The sequence below is a fragment of the Nocardia canadensis genome (assembly GCF_032656385.1).
GTDB classification, from domain to species: Bacteria; Actinomycetota; Actinomycetes; order Mycobacteriales; family Mycobacteriaceae; genus Nocardia; species Nocardia canadensis.
In genome coordinates this window covers 472490-491493 of the sequence record NZ_JAVCWB010000008.1, presented here as the reverse complement: position 1 = coordinate 491493, position 19004 = coordinate 472490, and the positions used below count along the sequence as shown (strand labels likewise).

Below are 19004 nucleotides of genomic sequence, written 5' to 3'. Positions count from 1 at the left end.
CATGCAGCGGGAGTCGTGAACATCGACCACGGCATGGTGAGCCCCGATAATTGGGGGCATCGAACTTCCGACACCGCATGGCACAACGGCAATTTCGCGGTGAGGATGGCGGAGTGTCACAGACCCCGATCTCGCTGCGCGACCTGCCCCGACTACCCCTGCGCCGGCTCGGCGAGCTGGGCACACTGCTGCGCCCGGGCACCCAGAGTTCCCCGCTGCGGGAATTCGGCGAGCGGTTCGTCGTCGATCCGCCGGGATTTCCCACGATGCTGGTCACCCACGAACCCGGCGATGTGCGCGCGCTGTTCGCCAATCACGACGACTTCTCCATCGGTCAGGTGCTGAGCCGCTTCTCGAGTCACGACGTGATGTTCGGCAAGCAGACGATGATCTTCCTCGACGGTGACGAGCACCGTCGCGAGCGCAAGCATTTCGCGCCGCCGTTCCAAACCGCCGCACTGCGTTCCTACGAGGACCTGATGGTCGAGGTGGTCGAACGAGAACTGCCGAAGTGGCCGGTGGGTGAGTCCTTCGAATTCCTGACCGCCGGCTACGACCTCGCCATCGGCGTGCTGCTCGGTGTCGTCTTCGGCGAGGTCGCGCCCGAGCGCCGGGACCGGCTGAAGAACGCGGTCGGCGCGTGGTTCGGCGAGATCGAGAGCCGCGGATTCCTCGCCGTCACCCTGATCACCCCGTTCCTCGGCGGCCTGACCATCCCCTATCCGCCGCTGCGCCGTGCCCAGCGCGAGGTCGACGCCGTCATCGTCGAGGAGATCACCGCCCGCCGGGCCGCCCCCGAGCGCGCGACCGAGCGCCGCGACGTGCTCTCGCGCTACATCGGCACCGATCTCGACCAGCACGACGATCCCGCGCTGGCCCGCAATATGCGCGGAATCCTGCTGGGCGCCTACGAGACCACCGCCATCACCCTCGGCTGGATCGCCGCCATGCTGGCCGCCCATCCCGGCGCCATGGCCGAGGTCGACACCGCTGTCGACACCGGTGACGGCGCGCGCCTGGACGCCTACCTCGACGCGGTGGTCGCCGAAGTCATGCGCCTGCGTCCCGTCTCGCCGTTCACCGGCCGACGGGCGTTGCGCGACACCGAGATCAACGGCATCACCATCCCGCAGGGCGCGATCGTCATCGTGCCGATCCTGCTGATCCACGAATCCGAGCACCACTACCCGGACCCGATGACCTTCCGCCCCGAGCGCTTCCTCGACCAGCGGCCGAGCACCAGCACCTGGCTCACCTTCGGCGCGGGCGCGCACCGCTGCCTCGGCGCGCAGTTCGCCCTGGCCGAGGCGCGCATCCTGTTCCGCACAGTGCTCGAACATCGCCGCATCGCCCCGATCGAGGGCCCCATCGAGCCGCCGCGGCGCTATCACACCGGTTTGAGTCCGGCCGACAACGCGCGCATCACCCTGCTGCCCCGCTGACGAGAGCGACGGCCGGCCACAGTAGTGTTGCCGGAAGTGTGCTGGCCGTTCATCGGCGGCGGCGATCTCCGAGGAAGGGACTGTTGTGAACCGCACCCTGCTCGTCACTTCCGTGCTCGCCTTCGCGCTCCTCGGGGCCGGTTGCTCGCGCGCGTCCGACCCGGTGCCGACCAGCACGACGACCCCACCCACCACCACCCCCACCGGCTCCACCAGCACCGTCCCGCTGCCGACCGGCAACCGCCGAGAGGGCGATTCCTACGATCCGACCGACCCGAACAGCGTGTGCTTCGGCGCCAAGCCCGACCTGCCCCGCCCGTACCCCGGCTGCCCCGGCTACGACCCGGGTCAGCCGCACGGATAGCCGATTCGTCGCCCGCCGGACAGCCCTGGCGACTCCGTAGGATCGGTGCGGTGTCATCAGCTCCGCAGTTCCGTTTTCGACGTTCCCGACGCGCTCCGGCGCGGATCGTGCCGAAACCGGCCGTCCCGACGGCGCGGGCGATCGTCGATTGCGGTGTCTATGTGGACGGGCGGCGCCTGCCCGGCCGGTGCACCCCGGCCGCGGCGCTGGCGGAGGTACGGCGTCGAGGCGAGGGGTTCGTCTGGGTGGGGTTGTTCGAACCCGATGCCCGGCAGATGAGTGAGATCGCGGGGACGTTCGGGCTGCACTCGCTGGCGGTCGAGGACGCGGTGAGGGGCAACCAGCGGCCGAAGCTGGAGCGCTACGACGACACGTTGGTCACGGTGATGCGCACGGTCGCCTATGTCGAGCACGACATGGCGACGGTGAGCGAGATCGTGCAGACCGGGGAGATCATGGTGTTCACCGCACCCGATTTCGTGGTCGCGGTCCGGCGCGGTGAACATTCCGGGCTCGCCGATGTCCGGCAGCGGCTGGAAGCGGACCCGCAGCGTCTCGCGCGGGGGTCGGGTGCGGTGCTGCACGCGATCACCGATCACGTGGTCGACTCCTACATCGCCGTCGCCCAGTCGGTGGAATACGACGTCGACCAGATCGAGGAGGAGTTGTTCACCCCGCGCAGCCGGTTGCCGATCGAATCGATTTATCAGCTCAAGCGCGAGATCGTGGAATTGCGGCGGGCGGTGAGCCCCTTGGGGCAACCGTTGCAGCTGCTGACCCGCCCCGAGGCGCCGTTGCCGAAGGAGATTCGCCGCTACCTGCGCGACGTGGCCGATCACCACACCGGTGTCACCGAGCGGATCAACGACCTCGACGAGTCGCTGACCGCGTTGGTGAACGCGGCGGTGGCCAAGATCGCCGTCCAGCAGAACGCCGACATGCGCCGGATCTCGGCGTTCGTGGCGATCCTGGCGGTGCCCACGATGATCGCCGGCATCTACGGAATGAACTTCGACTACATGCCGGAGCTGAAACAGGGCTGGGGCTATCCCGTGGTCTTGGCGACCATGGCGATCGTGTGCTCGGCACTGGTAGTGGTGTTCCGCCGGATCAGGTGGCTCTGACGGGACTACGAGTCGCCGAGTTCGACCGATTCTTCGCCGAGCACGTCGGGAGCGGGCGGCGTCCGGCGCCGACGCGGCTCGAGCTGTCGCTGTCGGCCGGGGCCGAAACCACGGCGCGTGAGCTCGCCGCGCGGGAATCGAGCTGCTGCTCGTTCTTCGTGTTCACCTTCGACGGCGACGCGATCATGCGGATCGAGGTTCCCGCCGCTCAGGTCGCGGTGCTGGACGCCCTGGCCGCGCGCGTCGATCTCGCCATCGAGTCGCGCTCCGACAGGTGACGAGTTCGCGCACGGGTACGACGGCGAACGTCGACACCTGAGCCTCGGCCGGGCCGATCGCCTCCTCGCGGTGTCAGCGGCGGTGTCAGGCCGACGTCAGCTCGGTATCAGGCGGTCCGGCGACAGTTGTGCACATCGAACACACCGACCGGCACCGTTTCGATCGGCGCCACCACCGACTTCGAGGAGCACCCGACATGTCCATCATCACGCTGACCGACCAGGACAACAGCACCCTGCGCACCGCGGCCTACGGCGCCGTGTCGCTGCTGGCGGCCGCGGGCGCGCCGCACAAGGCGATCTCGCACGGCACGATCGCACTCACCTCGGCGACCGGACTGGTCGGGCATGTGCTCGCGGCCAAGTCAGCAGACATTCACCTGCACGGCAAGTCCGTCGCCGAACTCGCCGACCAGGTGCTGCCGAGCCTCACGGCGGCCATGCGCCTGCTCGGCGCGCACCACCCGGCCGAAGCCGAGAACTTCCGCGACACCGTGCTGACCGCGACCGAATCCGCCACCCAGTTCACCAACGGCCGGCCCAGCCCTGCCGTGACCGCGATGCTCCACAAGATCACCGCCGCCCTCGACGCGGCCTGACCCCGCCGAGGCCAGATCGGCCCTGCCCGGCGAAGCGCCCACCTGGCAGATTGCCTGCGGGCGCTTCGCCCATTGCCGTCGGGCGGTCAGGTGGTGACGTCCCGCGACATCGAACCGGCTGAGGAGACTGCGGCGGTGTCCCGGCTCGCCCCGATCCACCGCCCCTCGGCCCCACCCGCGAGAGACTCACGTCGGGTTGATCCGAAATGGCTCGAGAACCGTCGTGACCAGCGTCAACGCGACGCTCACCGCATGATCGGCGCCCCCATCGGCCAGGCCGAGTAGCGGATCCAGCCCCTGGACGTGCGGGGCCAGGGCCAGATGCGGAAGCATCAGCAGCAGCAGCGCCAGCAGGGCATCGATGTCGGCATCGCGGCGGATCACCCCGGTGTCCACCGCGCGTTCGATGAGGGGACGCAGGACCGCCAGGTAATGCCGGTTGACGGCCTCGCGGACCGCCGTGCGGGCGACCGGGTCGGGTTCGAGGTTGGTGGCGGCGGTCATGGCTCGCTCGAGCGGATGCCCGTAGAAATACCGCACCCAGGTCTCCACCAGTTTCTCGAACGAGCCGACGAAATCGGTGTCCCACGGCAGTTCGGCCGCGGCCGCCTCGATGGTCGAGCGGATCCGTTCACTGGACTGTTCGGCCAGGTAGACATACATGTCCGCCTTGTCGGTGAAGTACTGGAACAGGCTGCCCTTGGCGACGCCCGCCTCCCGGCAGATCGTGTTGAGACTGCCGCCGCTGAACCCCCGCGCGGCGAACTCGGCCTCGGCGGCCGCCACCACCGCGGCGCGGCGGGCGGGCGCGAGCCGGTCCCATGTCCCTGTCGGCATCACTGCTCTCCTCTGCCCGCGGGCTCTTGACGGTGCGACCACTCGATCGTACAGTGACCAGTGGTCATATGACCACTGGTCACAAAGGAGTGTGCAACATGTTCGACCCCTCCAAGGGCGCCCGGGTGTGCGTGATCGGCGCGGGCTCGGCCGGCATCGCCGCGGTGAAGGTGCTGGCCGAACGCGGCCTGGACGTGGACTGTTACGAGCTGTCCGACCGGGTCGGCGGCAACTGGGTGTGGGGCAACAGCAACGGCGTCTCGGCGGCGTACAAGTCACTGCACATCAACACCTCGCGGCAACGGATGGAGTTCAGCGACTTCCCGATGCCCGCTCACCTGCCCGACTTCGCCCGCCACGACCAGATCGCGCAGTACTTCGCCGACTACGTCACGCATTTCGGATTCGGCGAGCGGATCCGGTTCCGCACCGGCGTCACCCATGTCGCCCCACAAACCGACGGCACCTTCGACGTCACCCTGTCGACCGGCGAGATCGTCTGCTACGACGCGGTTCTCGTCGCCAACGGCCACCACTGGGATCCTCGCCTGCCCGAGCCGATGTTTCCCGGCGCGAGTGAATTCCGCGGACAGATCATGCACTCCCACGCATATACCGACGAAGCGCAGCTGGCAGGCAAGCGCGTCGTCGTACTCGGCATGGGTAACTCGGCGATGGATATCGCCGTCGACGCCTCGTATCACGCGGCACAGACCTATCTCTCGGCCCGCAGCGGCGTCCACGTCATCCCGAAATACGTCTGGGGGCGACCCTATGACCAGATCGGCGGAGCGGAATGGATCCCCTCCTTCCTGCGCTGGCCCTTGGCCCGGCGACTGATGGCCGCCGCCACCGGACCGATGACCCGATACGGCCTGCCCGCACCGGATCACAAATTCGCCCAGGCACATCCGACGATGTCGAGCCGCATCCTGGATCGGCTGGCGCACGGCGCGATCACACCGGTACCCACCATCGACCGGTTCGACGGCGACGAAGTCGTCTTCGCCGACGGCCGCCGCGTCGCCGCGGATCTGGTGGTGTTCTGCACCGGCTACAAGATCAGCTTCCCGTTCTTCGACCCCGGTTTCCTCGACCCCTCCGGCGACAACCGGATCGGCCTGTACCGCAGGCTCTTCCATCCGGACGTCCCCGGTCTGTACTTCCTCGGCCTGATCCAGCCGTTGGGCGCCATCATGCCGATCGCCGAACGCCAGGCCCATCTCGTGGCCGATCACCTGCACGGCGTCTACCACCTGCCCGACCGCCGGGCGATGGAGCGGGAGATCACCGCGCATCGTCGGGGACTGGAACGTCGCTATGTGGCGTCCAAGCGGCACACCATCCAGGTCGATTTCGACGATTACATGCGCGATCTGCGCCTGGAGCGCCGCCGCGGCGCCGCCCGCCCCGCCGGGATGTCGAGTGCCGATTACCCGACCGCGTCCGTGTCGGCGCGCCGCGAACGCGAGCTCGAGGTGACGCCGCGATGAGCAGCGAAATCCTGCGATTTCCCTCCGTGGCCGGCGAACGCTGCGCCGCGACGCTGTACCTGCCCGAGGGCGAGCGGCCGCCCGTGATCGTGATGGCGCACGGCCTCGGCGCGGTCCGGGCAATGGGTCTGGCCGCCTATGCCGAACGGTTCACGGCCGCGGGCTACGCGTGTCTGGTGTTCGACTACCGGTATTTCGGCGACAGCGACGGCACACCCCGGCACCTGCTCTCGACCACCGAACAACGCGCCGACTGGGCCGCCGCACTCACCTTCGCACGGCAGCTGCCTCAGGTGGACGGTGAGCGAATCATCGCCTGGGGCACCTCCTTCGGCGGCGGGCATGTCATCTACACCGCCGCGCAACGTCCCCCCGGTCTCGTGGCCGCGATCGCGCAGTGCCCGTTCACCGACGGCGTGGCCTCCACCCTGGCGGTCCCTGCGATCAGCTCGGTGAAGGCGACCGTCGCCTGGCTGCGCGATGTCGTCGGCACCCGACTCGGACGCGCGCCACACATGATCGCCACCGCCGGACCCGTCCACAGCACGGCGCTGATGAGCGCTCCCGACGCCGAACCCGGCTATCTGGGCCTGGTCCCGCCCGGCATGGACTTCCGTAACGAGGTCGCCGCGCGCGTGGTGCTCGATATCCTCACCGACCGGCCCGGTCGTCTCACCCCCGATGTCCAGGTCCCGATCCTGTTCTCGGTGTGCGAGACCGACTCGGTCGCCCCGGCCGGGCCCACTCTGCGCTACGCCGCCCGCGCGCCTCGAGGCGAAATCCGCACCTATCGGGACGGACACTTCGACATCTACCGCGGTGCGGCCTTCGATCGCGTCGTCGCCGATCAGCTCGACTTCCTGCGGCGGCATGTGCCGACGGCCCCGCGCGGCGAAGGAGTATCCCTTCCCTAGCCGGACCCATCGTGCGGGCACACTGAGGGGGATGAGATCCGAGGTGACCACCCGCCGCACGCGACCGCGCAATCGTCGCACGATCATCCTCGCCGCCGCGTTCGACGCGTTCGCGCACGACGGGTATCACGACACGTCGATGGCGATGGTCGCCGCGCGGGTGGGCATTTCTCCCGGCGCGCTCTACCGGCACTTCGACAGCAAGCAGCATCTGCTCGGACAGTGTCTGCTCGCCGGATTGGACGACGCGCTGGCCCGGCTCGAGGGTGCCTACCGGCGGTGCCCCGCCGGTGACACGGTGGTCGTCGAACTGGTCCAGGTGGCGCTGGACCGGCGTGGCCTGCCCCGGCTGTGGCAGCTCGAGTTCCGCCATCTGCACCCGACCGACCGGATCGCGGTGCTCCTGCGGGCCGCCCGGATCACGGAGTTCCTGCGCCGGACCCTGCGGGCGCAACGACCGGATCTGCGGCCCGCCGACGTGGAACTGCTGAGCTGGGCGGCCTTCTCGGTCGCGGCGAGCCCGGCCTATCACCGGCTCGAGCTGCCCCCGCCGGTCGCGGCGCGAATTCTCGTCGCGACCGTGCGGGCGGTTCTGGCCGTGGAGCTCCCCGCGTCCGGGGCAGGCGCGGCGCACGTTCGCGCGCACTGGGCGGCCAGCGACCGTCCCGGACTCGACCGTACGGTGCGTCGCGAACGCCTGCTCGCCGCGGCCGCGCACCTGTTCACCGCCCGCGGCTACCCCGGGGTGAGCATCGACGACATCGGTGCGGCCGTCGGCATCACCGGCCCCGCCGTCTATCACTACTTCGACAGCAAGGCTCAGCTGCTCGACGAGATCGTGCGCCGACACGACGAGTGGGTGCACCTGATGGTCTCGCGCGCGCTGTCGCACGGCCGCGATCCCGGTGAAGCGCTGCGGACCCTGACCCGCAACTTCGCCCGGTTCGGCGTCGACGAACCCGACCTGCTCGCCATCACGGTCAGCCAGACCCGGTATCTGCCGACGGCGGCCGAACGCCGGTACCGGCAGGTGCGTCAGGACGGGATCGGCCGCTGGGCCCGGATGCTGCGGACCCAGCGTCCGGAAGTGGCACCACCGGTGGCGCGCATGCTCATCCGCGCGGCGACCACGGTGGTCATCGAAGCGGTCCGCAACCCACGGCTGGCCGCGCGCCCGGATCTGGTCGACGTCCTGGTCACGGTGGCCGAACGGATCCAGGCCGTCCCGCTCGACCTCACCCGGCCCTGATAGTGATTCACGCCACTCCCGGGCCCTGTCCTCCCGGCCATCGACGGCCGATCACCAGCCGCTGGACCCGGCCACCTCGCCCGACCTCGTTTTAGGCTCCGTTCACTTATCGTTGCCGACCGCCGAGCCGTGCCGCACAGTGTGCCGCGGGAGCCGCACCGCCGCTCCCCTGTTCCCCCGGACGCGGCGCGTCCCCGGCCCACCGAGAAGGCAACGTTCGTGAGTCATTACAAGAGCAACGTGCGAGACCTCGAGTTCAACCTGTTCGAGGTGTACGGACTCGACACCATCCTCGCCGCAGGCACTTTCGGTGATATGGATGCCGACACCGCGCGCTCGGTGCTCAGCGAGGCGGCCCGGCTCGCCGAGGGCCCGGTCGCGGCACCGTACGCCGACGCCGACCGCAACCCGCCCACGTTCGACCCGGCCACACACACGGTCTCGCTGCCGGAATCGTTCAAGCGCGCCGTCCGCGCCTGGTACGACGCGGAGTGGTGGCGGCTGGGTAAGGCCGAGTCGCTCGGCGGTGTCGCCGCCCCGGCCATCCTGGAATGGGCGGTCACCGAGTTCGTCCTCGGCGCCCAGCCTGCCGCGCACATGTACAGCATGGGTCCGGTGATGGCCGACATCCTCGACCGCGTCGGCAACGACCTGCAACGCGAATGGGCCCGCATCATCGTCGAGCGCGGCTGGGGCGCCACCATGGTGCTGACCGAACCCGACGCAGGCTCCGACGTCGGCGCGGGCCGCACCAAGGCGATCGCGCAGGAGGACGGCTCCTGGCACATCGACGGTGTGAAGCGGTTCATCACCTCCGCCGACTCCGACGATCTGTTCGGCAATATCGTGCACCTGGTGCTCGCCCGTCCGGAAGGCGCCGGCCCCGGCACCAAGGGCCTGTCGCTGTTCTTCGTGCCGAAGTTCCATTTCGACTCCGCCACCGGCGAACTCGGCGACCGCAACGGCGTGTTCGTCACCAACGTCGAGCACAAGATGGGTCTGAAGGCCTCGGCCACCTGTGAGCTCACCTTCGGCGGCCACGGCGTGCCCGCCAAGGGCTGGCTCGTCGGTGACGCGCACAACGGCATCGCGCAGATGTTCGAGGTCATCGAGAACGCTCGCATGATGGTCGGCACCAAGGCCATCGCGACCCTGTCGACGGGGTACCTCAACGCCCTCGAGTACGCCAAGACCCGCGTCCAGGGCGCCGACCTGACCCGGATGGCCGACAAGACCGCGCCCCGCGTCACGATCCTGCACCACCCCGACGTGCGCCGTTCGCTGCTCATGCAGAAGGCCTACGCCGAGGGCCTGCGTTCGGTGTACCTGTTCACCGCCGCGCATCAGGATCCCGAAGTCGCCCAGCACGTTTCGGGCGCCGACGCCGAACTGGCCGCGCGGGTGAACGACCTGCTGCTGCCGATCGTCAAGGGTGTCGGCTCCGAGCGCGCATACCAGTACCTGACCGACTCGCTGCAGACCTTCGGTGGCTCCGGCTTCCTGCAGGACTACCCGATCGAGCAGTACATCCGCGACGCCAAGATCGACTCGCTCTACGAGGGCACCACCGCCATCCAGGCGCAGGACTTCTTCTTCCGCAAGATCGCACGTGACCGCGGTGTGGCCCTGGCCCACGTGGCGGGCCAGATCCAGAAGTTCATCGACGCCGACTCCGCCAACGAGCGCATCAAGGGCGAGCGCAAGCTGCTGGCCACCGCGCTCGAGGATGTCCAGACCATGGCCGCCACCCTGACCGGCCACCTGATGGGCGCCCAGGAGCAGCCGACCGAGCTGTACAAGGTCGGCCTGGGTTCGGTCCGCTTCCTGATGGCCGTCGGCGACCTGTTCATCGGCTGGCGCCTGCTGGTCAACGCCGAGGTCGCCCTGGCGGCCCTCGACGGCGGGACCGGGGAGCGGGACTTCTACGACGGCAAGGTGGCCGTGGCCGCGTTCTTCGCGCGCGAGGTCCTGCCCCGGCTGACCGCCGATCGCGCGGTCATCGCGGGGCTGACCGACGACGCCATGGCCGTCGCCGAAGCCGCGTTCTGACCCGAGTCGGCGCCGCGGCGAGACCTCGCGTCTCGCCGCGGCGCCGACCCCGCGGCGGGATTCTCCGGAACCGCCGACCGATCGTCGGTAGCTTGGTGCCGACAGCACAGGGGCTACCGGCCGAGGCGGGCGCCCCGGAGAGGACGACCGTGCGCTCGACCTTGATCTCCCGCCGGGATCTGGACTTCCTGCTCTACGAATGGCTGCGCGTGGAGGACCTGACCAGGGCAGCGCGGTTCGCCGAACATTCCAAGCAGACCTTCGACGGTTTCCTGGAGCTGTGCGAGGACATCGCGACGCGCTACTTCGCCCCGCACAACAAGCGCAACGACAGCCACGAACCCACCTTCGACGGCACGACCGTCACCATGATCCCCGAGGTGGGCGTCGCGGTCGAGGCGTTCACCAAGGCCGATCTCATCGGCGCGAGCATGGACGAGGCCCTGGGCGGGCTGCAACTGCCCGCGACCGTGCAGGCCGCGGGCATGAGCTGGTTCCAGGCCGCCAATGTCGGCACCACCGCCTACGTGTTCCTGACCATCGGCAACGCGAATCTGATCGCGGCGCACGGCAGCGCCGAGCAGATCGACCGGTTCGTCCGCCCGATGATCGAGGGAACGGCCACCGGCACCATGTGCCTGTCCGAGCCGCAGGCGGGCAGTTCGCTGGCCGACATCGTCACCCGCGCCGAACCGCGGGACGACGGCACCTACCGACTGTTCGGGTCGAAGATGTGGATCTCCGGCGGCGATCACGAACTGACCGAGAACATCGTGCACCTGGTGCTGGCGAAGATCCCCGGCGGGCCCGCGGGCACCAAGGGCATCTCGCTGTTCATCGTGCCGAAGTTCCTCGTCGACGAGGACGGCTCGCGCGGCGAGCGCAACGACGTCGTGCTGGCCGGGCTCAACCACAAGATGGGCTACCGGGGCACCACCAACACCGCGCTCAACTTCGGCGAAGGCCGCCACACCCCCGGCGGAGCGCCCGGCGCCGTCGGCTACCTCGTCGGCGAACCGCACCGCGGCCTGTCCTACATGTTCACGATGATGAACGAGGCCCGCCTCGGCGTCGGTCTGGGCGCCACCGCGCTCGGCTACACCGGCTACCTCAAGTCCGTCGAGTACGCGCGCAGCCGCCACCAGGGTCGCGCCCTCACCAGCAGGGACCCGGCCAGCACGCAGATCCCGATCATCGAACACCCCGACGTGAAGCGAATGCTGTTGGCGCAGAAGGCCTACAGCGAGGGCGCGCTGGCGCTGCTGCTGTACTGCAACCGGCTCGTCGACCTGGAGCGCACCACCACCGACCCCGATGCCGCCCGCGCACACACCCGGCTGCTGGAAATCCTCACCGGGGTGGCCAAGAGCTGGCCCTCGCAGTGGTGCCTGGAAGCCAACAATCTGGCGATCCAGGTCCACGGCGGCTACGGCTACACCCGCGAGTACGACGTCGAACAGCACTACCGCGACAACCGGCTCAACCCCATCCACGAGGGTACCCACGGCATCCAGGGCCTGGACCTGCTCGGCCGCAAGGTGATCCAGCACGACGGCGCCGCCCTGCTGCTGCTCAGCGAACACATCGCGGCGACCGTGACCGCGGCCCGCGAAGCGGGCGGACAGCCCGCCGAGCACGCCGAACGACTCGACGCCGCGTGGCAGCGACTGCTCGCCGTCACCGCGGCCATGTTCGCCGCGGGCGACCCGGCGGCGGCCATGGCCAACGCCGCCGTCTATCTGGAGGCGTTCGGCCACCTCGTGGTCGCCTGGATCTGGCTCGAGCAAGAGCTGGCGACCGTCGGCAAGGACGGCGACTTCTACGACGGCAAGCGCGCGGCGGCCCGCTACTACTTCCGCTACGAACTGCCCAAGACCGCACCGCAATTGGATCTGCTCGCCGCGTTGGACCGCACCACCCTGGAGACCGACGACGCCTGGTTCTGACCGCAGGTCATCCGCGCAGGCGCAGGACCGCGAGGACCCGGCGGTGGTGGGTGTCGGAGGGCGGCAGGTCGAGTTTGGTGAAGATGTTGCCGATGTGCTTCTCGACCGCGCGTTCGGTGACGGTGAGGGCGGCGGCGATCGCGTTGTTGGTCAGGCCCTGGGCCATCAGTTCCAGGACCTCGCGCTCACGCGGCGTGAGGCGGGTCAGGGCGTCCTGCTGCCGGGACGCGCCCATCAGCTGCTTGACCACCTCCGGGTCGAGGGCGGTGCCGCCGGTCGCGACCCGATGCAACGCGTCGACGAAATCGGCGACATCGGCGACCCGGTCCTTGAGCAGGTAGCCGACACCGCCCGCACCCGCGGCGAGAAGTTCGGTGGCGTAGCGGGTTTCGATCCACTGCGAGAAGACCAGTACACCGGTGCCCGGGTACGCCCGGCGCAGCTCGATCGCGGCCAGCAGGCCCTCGTCGGTGAACGTGGGTGGCATCCGCACGTCCACCACCGCGACGTCGGGCCGCTGGGCGCCGACCACCTCACTCAGGGAGGTGGCGTCGCCGACCATCGCGACCACGTCGTGGCCGCGCTCGGTCAGCAGCCCGGCCAGGCCGTCGCGCAGGATGGCGCTGTCCTCGGCGATCACCACCCGCAGGGGTCCGGGCGCGCTCACCGGGGACCCGCCATCGGCAACACCATGGTGACCACCGTAGGCCCACCGGCCGGACTGTCGACGCTCAGTGTGCCGTCGACAGCACGGGCGCGGGCGGCGAGACCGGCCAGCCCGCTGCCGCCCGCAGCGTCGACACCGGACGCGAGCGCGCCGCCGATTCCGTTGTCACGCACGGTGATCGCCAAGGCGCGCAGACTGTCGGGCAACACCGTGACGGTGGCCGCCGTCGCCCGCGCGTGTTTGACGACATTGGTGAGCAGTTCGGCGACCGAGAAGTAGGCGATCGCCTCGATCGCGGGGCTCGGTCGGCGCGGCAGCTGCACGCGCAGTTCCACCGGCACCGCGCATCGGGCCGTGAGTGTCTCGAGGGCGGGGCCGAGGCCGAGTTCGAGCGCGGGCGGGTGGATGCCACGCACCAGTTCCCGCAGCTCGGTCAGCGCTTCCTTGGCGCCGGCACGCGCCTCGGCGATGAGGTCGCCGGGATCGCCGCCGGTGGCCAGGCGTTCCTCGGCCCGGCCGAGCGCCATCGCGATGGTGACCAGCCGCGCCTGGGTGCCGTCGTGCAGGTCGCGCTCGACCCGGCGCAGTGTCGCGGCGGCATCGTCGACCGCGGCCCGTCGGCTGGCGCGCAGCTCGGCCAGCTGCCGGTCCCGCGGTGTCGCCGCCAGCAGGTGGGTGATCAGCATCCCGTGCACCCAGCAGACGCCGCGGATCAGCCACGGCAGCGTGAAACACAGGGCGACGCCGATACCGGCCATGGCCAGTGACCGGGGCCAGGTGTCGATATAGAACGAACCGAACTGCGCGAGACTGTGTCGCTCCACGCCGCTCTCGTCCACCTGGACCGGGTCGAACAGGACCCAGGGAATCGGCGAGATCGCCGTGAAGACGACCATCGCGGTCACGACGAGCACGACGTAGCCGACCACGACGCCCAGCACCGCCTGGGCGAGCAGGAACAGCGTCGCGCGCCAGCTCACCCGATCGGTGAACGCGCTCCTGAGGAATCCGAGCAGGCCCGGTGCGCGGACGAAATCCGGGGGCGCCTCGACCCGGACGCCGAGCAGTCCTCGCCCGAGCGAGCGGTAGATCCGCCCCCACACCCGGCCACCGAGCAGGATCAGTGCCAACAGCGGGATGCCGACGAGCAGGATCGACGCGTACAGCCCGCCACCGAACCCGAAGAACAGATAGCACACGACCACGCAGCCGAGCACGAACGACAAGACGAGGTAGCCGAGTTCCTTCCAGGTCCGCGGCTGGAAGGGTGCCCGTGCCACGGTGGCGAGGACGCCGCGACGGCGGGCCGGGTCCGCGGGTGGTCCGGGATCGATCACCTCGGTCTGCGCACCGGGACCAGGGATGATCAGGGTCGGCTCGGCTGGAGTGTGGGTCATGACTCCCATGGTTGTCGTGGCGGACCGGGATCTCGATGGAGCTGCCCACCGGTTTGCCGGTGTAGCCAGCCACACCCTTTCTACCTTGGGCCGGCCGCCACGAACCACCCGCGGAAGTGTCGGCGGCGCGCCTGTTCACGAGTCGGCCCGCACGAACGATGATCACCGCATGAGCACCCTGTGGTTCGTCGTCGTTCTGGTCGCCGGGATTCTCGCGGTACTCGCGATCGTCTCGATCCCGATCATCGTCTGGTTGCGGCGGCGCGGCGCGCGCGTCACCGAGGCGCTGACCCGCGACCTGCGCCACGACGTGCTCGTGCGCGGACCGGAGCAGGCCCTCTATCGGGGCGCGTCCGCGCCGGGGTTCCCGGCGGCGAAAGGCAACGGCGTCGTCGCGCTCACCGCCACCGAGCTGCATTTCCGGCCGTACCTCGGGTCGTCGTTCGCCGTGCCGGTGGCCGAGATCGTGTCCGCGCGCGAAGCGAAGGTCTTCCGGGGAGCGGTGACCGGCGGCCGCACCCACCTGGTTGTCGACACCAGGGCGGGCGAAGTCGGCTTCTTCGTCGCGGACAACGCCGCCTGGCTCCACGCGATCGAGCAGGTCACCGGGCGATAGCTCCCGCGCCGCCCCCGGGCCCGCACCCCGATATGGCATCATGAACTAGAACGCGTTCTAGAAATGTCGAGGAGGTCTTCGTGGGATCCGCGCGATCAGTACGGACGGGACCGTTCGTCGTGCCCGCCGTCGACGAGATTCCCGGTGGACGGATGCTCGACCTCCCTGGGCGTGGCCGGACCTACGTCGTGGACATCCCGGGACCGGCCGGCGCACCGGTCCTGATCCTGCTGCACGGCACCGCCTGCACAGCCGTCCTGAACTGGTTTCCGGCGCTGGAGACACTGAGCGCGCGATATCGCGTGGTGCTGTTCGATCAACGCTGGCACGGACGCGGGATCCAAGCGGCACGGTTCCGCCTCGACGACTGCGCCGACGACGTGGTCGCGGTCGCCGACGCGCTGGGCCTGGATCGTTTTGTCTGCGTGGGCTATTCGCTCGGCGGCATCGTCTCGCTGCTCACCGCCCACCGGCATCCGGACCGGGTCGCGGGGCTGGTGCCCTGCGCGACGCCGTATCGCTTCCAGGAGAAGTGGCGCGAGCGGGCGTTCCATCGCGGTTTCGCCACCGTCGCCGAATCGCTGGGCGACTATCCGTACCGGCGGGCTCGGCGGCTGACGCGCGCCCTGCCGGAACTGCCGCCCGCCCTGGTGCCGGGGCATCTGCGGCAGTGGGCGGTGGGCGAATTCCGCAGTACGAGCGGATGGGCCCTGGCGCCGGTCTTGGCCGAGATCGGGACGTTCGACGCCACCGCGTGGCTGTCGGAGCTGCGGGTGCCGACCGCGGTGGTCATCACCACCAAGGACCGGGCGATCCCGGTGTACCGGCAGATCGAACTCGCGGCCGCGATTCCCGGATCGAGTGTGCATCCGGTCGCGGCGGGTCATGCGGCGTGCGCTGTCGCGCCGGACCGGTTCGTGCCGGCGCTGGCCGACGCGTGCCGGGCGGTCACCGCGCGGCGGTAGTCGACAACCCTGTTCGACGCCGGTGGCGAACAGGGCGGACATTCGGAGGGGGCGATCAGCCCCGCGCGCGGGCCGCGGCCAGCAGTTCGTCGATCACGGCGGGCACCGCTTCGGCGAGCGCGTCGACATCGGGAACCAGGTCACGGCAGGCGATGAAGCCGAAATCGAGATCCCCGCAGTTCGACAGCACCGTGACAGTGAGCCCGGCGCCGTGGAAGACCGGGCCGAACGGGTACATGCCGTCGACCCGCACACCGAGGAAGTACAGCGGCATCGGCGGACCGGGCACGTTCGAGACCACCAGGTTGTGCACCACCGGGTGCCGCTCGGCCAGCTTCAGCGACGAGTAGACGCGCGAGGCCAGGCGGAAGGTGTTGGGCGGGGTGTACTTCGACCAGTCCTGGAGGAAGTCGGCGCCGATCAGGTCGTGCTCGGCCTTGGCGTCGCGGTTGGCCACGGCCAGCGATTCCAGTCGCTCGACCGGATCGGCGATATCGGTGCCCAGACGGCAGAACAGGGTCGAGACCTTGTTGATGCCCTCGGTGTGCCGGGTGGACTCGTGCACCGACACCGGCACCGAGGCGACCAGGGAGCGATCGGGCAGCTCGCCGTGCTCGGCCAGGTAGCGGCGCAGCACGCCACCGACCACGGTGAGCACGACATCGTTCACCTTCACCCCGAACGCGGCCTTGATCTCCTTGATCGCGCCCAGGTCGGTCTTGGTGAACGAGACCGCTCGCGTCCCGGTGACGGCCTGGTTGAACGGCGTGCGCGGCGCGGAGAACGGCAGCGCCATCCCCGCTTCGTTGTTCCGCCGCCGCTGCGCGAAGCCCGCGACCATGCCGAGGGTCTTGGGAACCATGCCGAGCATCCCGGCCCTGGCGGGAAACCGGACCGCGGCACGCGCGATGAGTTCGAGGTCGCCGGGCACCGGTTCCGGTCGCCACGGTTCGGGTTCCGGGCGGCTCAGTCCCGGCTCCAGATCGCACAGGTGCATCATCATGTTCGTGCCGGTGATGCCGTCGACGGCCGAATGATGGTACTTGCACACGACCGCCACCTTGCCGTCGTCGAGCCCCTCGACCACCGACATCTCCCACAGCGGCCGGTTCTGATCCATCGGCCGGCTCGCGATCTCCCCGATCAGCGCGGCCAGACCGGCGCGCCCACCCGGCTCCGGCAGGTCGACGCGCCGGATGTGGTTGTCGATGTCGAAGTCGGCGTCGTCGACCCACAGCGGGTGGTCGAGGTTGAACGGCACCGGGTGGACTCGGCGGCGCATGTGCGGGATGAGCGGCAATCGCCTGCGGAGTTCGTCGCGGAGGTGGTCGAACGAGTACGGCCCGTCGGCCGGGTCGAGAATCAGCAGGGCGCAAACGTGTAGATGCTGGGTATCGGTCTCCAGATAGAGGAAACTGGCATCCAATCCAGTGAGTCTTTCCATAGCCGAAGCCTACTAGAACACGTTCTACTTTTGCCGCCGCTCGAGGCCGAAATAGACGACGCTCACAGCCCAGGCGGCCACGAGACGCCAGCCGGGTAGTCGACGGGGCGCCGGTGGCAAGCGATTGGCGAGTACGTGATTCATGACTACCTCCTGCCAGTGCGCTTGCCGACATCAGTCGCATTCCGCAAATGTGAAATACCCAAACTTTGCCGTCTGTCGCCCCCGTCGACCAGTGAGAACGTGCGGAAACCCGGTCTGCCTCCCGCCGACCGCGCCGGCGCAATACAGTGAGCGCATGCGTGGACGATCCCGAATCCTGCTGCGGTCGGCGGCGACAGTCGCGGCGGCACTGGCGTCGACCGCTGTCCCTGCCGCGGCCGCCGAGCCGTCCGCAGGCCCGACCGTCTGCGCGCAGGTCCGGGTCGTCACCGTTCGGGGCACCCTCGAACCGCAGATCGGCAGCCTGCTCCTCACACCGCTGGGCAGCCGGATCGCCCTGGAGGCCGGCCGCAGCACCACGGTGACCGAACTCGAATACCCGGCCTCGATGGCTCCCGACAGCGCCGTGCGCGGCGTCGAGAACCTGACCGCGCTGCTCAACGCGACCGCCGCTGCCTGCCCGGACCAGCAACTCGTACTGCTCGGCTACTCCCAGGGCGCCCGGGTCGTCGGCAACACTCTCAACGCGCGCACCGCGGTGACCGACCAGGCGGCCGCGCGCATCGACGCCATCGCCCTGTTCGGCAACCCACTGTTCAACGGCGGCGAGCCCTACAATCGCGGCAGCTTCGACCCCGCCCTGTCCGGCACCGGCCCCCTTCCCTCGGGTGCACTCGCCGAATTCGCCGACCGGCTGCGCGACTATTGCAACGCGGGCGACCGGGTCTGCCAGGGCGGCAACCCGGCCGCCGGCTTCGGAAACGCCCTGAGCTATGGGCATTTCGCGTACTTCGTCAACGACAACCGCGACCAGGCCGCGGCCTTCGTGCACGACCGGCTCGGCGCGTAGCCTCAGGGGCGATCGACGTCGGCCAGAATGGTCTCGGGCTTGAAGATCACCTTGTAGCGATACCGGCTGACCTCCGCGGACTCGAGCTGTTCGACGAAGTAGCTCACGTTGTCCGAGAGCCCGAGGAAGTGCTTCTTGTACTCGTCGTCACCGGTCTTGCAGGTGACCTCGAGCTGGTTGTTCTCGTCCTTGATCGAGCACTTGCCCTCGATCGACAGCAGGTACTTGTCGGTGATCCCGTTGAAGAACACCACCCGGCGGTCGATCTTGAACTGGTCCGATTCCTTGGACAGGTTCTTCGACACCACATCGGCGTCGCTCGAACACCCGGTCGCGACGACCGCACCCACCGTGAGCGCCAGCACAGCGGTGATGAGTTTCGGCTGCATTTCCTACCCCCTGTATCCCGAGAAGCCCGGACGACGATCCCACGCTCCTTGTTCTCGAAGATAGACGACCGCAACACTTTTCGGCCCCGCTCCGCAGTCGATCGATTCAGCTGATCGCGGACAGGGAAGCGGATGCGCCGAGGTGATCGGCCCGGCCTACCCGGACAGCTACGATGACGACCGGGGTCGGCGACCCGAGGGATGGCCCAGCACTCTTCT

The 19004-nt window shown here is 69.2% G+C and carries 18 protein-coding genes; 13 read left to right on the top strand and 5 right to left on the bottom strand.

Annotated elements, in window-relative coordinates; genetic code table 11:
* Positions 1–113: 113 nt before the first annotated feature.
* The 5 genes from Q7X29_RS16040 to Q7X29_RS16020 all read left to right on the top strand — a co-directional run bounded on the left by Q7X29_RS16040 (position 114) and on the right by Q7X29_RS16020 (position 3807).
* Complete coding sequence (locus Q7X29_RS16040) at positions 114–1442, top strand: cytochrome P450 (protein WP_316574563.1); 1329 nt, start codon at positions 114–116, stop codon at positions 1440–1442.
* A gap of 85 nt (positions 1443–1527) precedes the next feature.
* Positions 1528–1806: a hypothetical protein gene (locus tag Q7X29_RS16035; protein WP_218717809.1), complete on the top strand. Its 279-nt coding sequence runs from the start codon at positions 1528–1530 to the stop codon at positions 1804–1806.
* 50 nt (positions 1807–1856) lie between these two features.
* Complete coding sequence (locus Q7X29_RS16030; protein ID WP_218717808.1) at positions 1857–2930, top strand: magnesium and cobalt transport protein CorA; 1074 nt, start codon at positions 1857–1859, stop codon at positions 2928–2930.
* Positions 2921–3208 carry a hypothetical protein gene (locus Q7X29_RS16025; protein ID WP_316574562.1) on the top strand — a complete coding sequence of 96 codons (288 nt, stop codon included), beginning with the start codon at positions 2921–2923 and terminating at the stop codon, positions 3206–3208. The genes Q7X29_RS16030 and Q7X29_RS16025 overlap by 10 nt, the downstream gene beginning before the upstream one ends.
* Positions 3209–3405: 197 nt before the next feature.
* Positions 3406–3807, top strand: a complete 402-nt coding sequence (locus tag Q7X29_RS16020; protein WP_218717806.1) for a hypothetical protein — start codon at positions 3406–3408, stop codon at positions 3805–3807.
* 186 nt (positions 3808–3993) lie between these two features.
* Here the strand turns inward: Q7X29_RS16020 and Q7X29_RS16015 are convergent, their stop codons facing one another.
* Entirely contained in the window at positions 3994–4644 is a 651-nt protein-coding gene (locus Q7X29_RS16015; RefSeq protein WP_218717805.1) for a TetR/AcrR family transcriptional regulator, read from the bottom strand.
* Between the two features lie 98 nt (positions 4645–4742).
* Here Q7X29_RS16015 and Q7X29_RS16010 point away from each other — a divergent pair, with 98 nt between their 5' ends.
* The 5 genes from Q7X29_RS16010 (at position 4743) to Q7X29_RS15990 (ending at position 12295) form a co-directional block, all read left to right on the top strand.
* Entirely contained in the window at positions 4743–6137 is a 1395-nt protein-coding gene (locus tag Q7X29_RS16010; RefSeq protein WP_218717804.1) for a flavin-containing monooxygenase, read from the top strand.
* Positions 6134–7051 carry an alpha/beta hydrolase gene (locus Q7X29_RS16005; RefSeq protein WP_316574561.1) on the top strand — a complete coding sequence of 306 codons (918 nt, stop codon included), beginning with the start codon at positions 6134–6136 and terminating at the stop codon, positions 7049–7051. The genes Q7X29_RS16010 and Q7X29_RS16005 overlap by 4 nt, the downstream gene beginning before the upstream one ends.
* 31 nt (positions 7052–7082) lie before the next feature.
* On the top strand, positions 7083–8300 hold the full coding sequence (locus tag Q7X29_RS16000) for a TetR/AcrR family transcriptional regulator (protein ID WP_218717802.1): 1218 nt from the start codon (positions 7083–7085) through the stop codon (positions 8298–8300).
* Positions 8301–8519: 219 nt separating this feature from the next.
* Positions 8520–10349, top strand: a complete 1830-nt coding sequence (locus Q7X29_RS15995; RefSeq protein WP_316574560.1) for an acyl-CoA dehydrogenase — start codon at positions 8520–8522, stop codon at positions 10347–10349.
* Positions 10350–10498: 149 nt separating this feature from the next.
* The gene (locus Q7X29_RS15990; RefSeq protein WP_316575368.1) at positions 10499–12295 is read left to right on the top strand and encodes an acyl-CoA dehydrogenase; all 1797 of its coding nucleotides are present in this window, start codon (positions 10499–10501) and stop codon (positions 12293–12295) included.
* A gap of 7 nt (positions 12296–12302) precedes the next feature.
* Here Q7X29_RS15990 and Q7X29_RS15985 read toward each other — a convergent pair whose 3' ends face one another.
* A complete protein-coding gene (locus tag Q7X29_RS15985; RefSeq protein WP_218716102.1) occupies positions 12303–12944 on the bottom strand; it encodes a LuxR C-terminal-related transcriptional regulator in 642 nt (213 codons plus the stop codon).
* 14 nt (positions 12945–12958) lie between these two features.
* Positions 12959–14359 carry a sensor histidine kinase gene (locus tag Q7X29_RS15980; RefSeq protein ID WP_316574559.1) on the bottom strand — a complete coding sequence of 467 codons (1401 nt, stop codon included), beginning with the start codon at positions 14357–14359 and terminating at the stop codon, positions 12959–12961.
* 169 nt (positions 14360–14528) lie between these two features.
* Between Q7X29_RS15980 and Q7X29_RS15975 the strand changes: the two genes are divergently transcribed.
* A complete protein-coding gene (locus Q7X29_RS15975) occupies positions 14529–14975 on the top strand; it encodes a hypothetical protein (protein WP_316574558.1) in 447 nt (148 codons plus the stop codon).
* Positions 14976–15055: 80 nt separating this feature from the next.
* Positions 15056–15940, top strand: a complete 885-nt coding sequence (locus Q7X29_RS15970) for an alpha/beta fold hydrolase (protein ID WP_316574557.1) — start codon at positions 15056–15058, stop codon at positions 15938–15940.
* A gap of 55 nt (positions 15941–15995) precedes the next feature.
* Here the strand turns inward: Q7X29_RS15970 and Q7X29_RS15965 are convergent, their stop codons facing one another.
* Positions 15996–17384, bottom strand: a complete 1389-nt coding sequence (locus tag Q7X29_RS15965; RefSeq protein WP_316574556.1) for a WS/DGAT/MGAT family O-acyltransferase — start codon at positions 17382–17384, stop codon at positions 15996–15998.
* Between the two features lie 298 nt (positions 17385–17682).
* Here Q7X29_RS15965 and Q7X29_RS15960 point away from each other — a divergent pair, with 298 nt between their 5' ends.
* The gene (locus Q7X29_RS15960) at positions 17683–18396 is read left to right on the top strand and encodes a cutinase family protein (protein ID WP_316574555.1); all 714 of its coding nucleotides are present in this window, start codon (positions 17683–17685) and stop codon (positions 18394–18396) included.
* Between the two features lie 2 nt (positions 18397–18398).
* On the opposite strand, the gene Q7X29_RS15955 is transcribed toward Q7X29_RS15960, so the two are convergent.
* Entirely contained in the window at positions 18399–18785 is a 387-nt protein-coding gene (locus Q7X29_RS15955; protein WP_218716092.1) for a beta-sandwich lipoprotein, read from the bottom strand.
* Positions 18786–19004: the final 219 nt, after the last annotated feature.

Bases quoted from the DNA above. Each gene is read 5' to 3' on its own strand.
- Q7X29_RS16005 (WP_316574561.1), top strand. From the start codon at position 6,134: ATGAGCAGCGAAATCCTGCGATTTCCCTCCGTGGCCGGCGAACGCTGC.
- Q7X29_RS15965 (WP_316574556.1), bottom strand. From the start codon at position 17,384: ATGGAAAGACTCACTGGATTGGATGCCAGTTTCCTCTATCTGGAGACC.
- Q7X29_RS15960 (WP_316574555.1), top strand. From the start codon at position 17,683: ATGCGTGGACGATCCCGAATCCTGCTGCGGTCGGCGGCGACAGTCGCG.
- Q7X29_RS16010 (WP_218717804.1), top strand. From the start codon at position 4,743: ATGTTCGACCCCTCCAAGGGCGCCCGGGTGTGCGTGATCGGCGCGGGC.
- Q7X29_RS15975 (WP_316574558.1), top strand. From the start codon at position 14,529: ATGAGCACCCTGTGGTTCGTCGTCGTTCTGGTCGCCGGGATTCTCGCG.
- Q7X29_RS16020 (WP_218717806.1), top strand. From the start codon at position 3,406: ATGTCCATCATCACGCTGACCGACCAGGACAACAGCACCCTGCGCACC.
- Q7X29_RS16015 (WP_218717805.1), bottom strand. From the start codon at position 4,644: ATGCCGACAGGGACATGGGACCGGCTCGCGCCCGCCCGCCGCGCCGCG.
- Q7X29_RS15955 (WP_218716092.1), bottom strand. From the start codon at position 18,785: ATGCAGCCGAAACTCATCACCGCTGTGCTGGCGCTCACGGTGGGTGCG.
- Q7X29_RS16000 (WP_218717802.1), top strand. From the start codon at position 7,083: ATGAGATCCGAGGTGACCACCCGCCGCACGCGACCGCGCAATCGTCGC.
- Q7X29_RS15980 (WP_316574559.1), bottom strand. From the start codon at position 14,359: ATGACCCACACTCCAGCCGAGCCGACCCTGATCATCCCTGGTCCCGGT.